General features: G+C 76.3%; 1 pseudogene. It reads right to left on the reverse strand.

The features are described 5' to 3' along the window. Positions 1-240, reverse strand: a pseudogene (locus tag SB751_RS34655) (efflux transporter periplasmic adaptor subunit); the annotation flags it as partial. Between the last annotated feature and the right edge of the window lies 1 nt (position 241).

Below are 241 nucleotides of genomic sequence, written 5' to 3' on the forward strand. Positions count from 1 at the left end.
GGCCAACGGCGTGATGGTGCCCAGCGCATGCAGGTCGCGCGGCAAGGGGCCGCTGCGCGCGGCGGCAACGCTGACCGCCACCGGCTGTTGGGCGTAGCTGGGAATGGCGGCGGGGGCGGGGCCTGGCAGGGCGTAGCGCCATACGGTCCACCCGGCCCAGGCGGCCAGCATGGCGACGGCCACAAGGCCGGCGAGCGCCAGACGCCGGCGCACGTTGGCGGGGCCAGCGGAGAAAGGCAGG

It is taken from the genome of Cupriavidus sp. SIMBA_020 (assembly GCF_046535395.1).
Lineage (GTDB): Bacteria > Pseudomonadota > Gammaproteobacteria > Burkholderiales > Burkholderiaceae > Cupriavidus > Cupriavidus campinensis.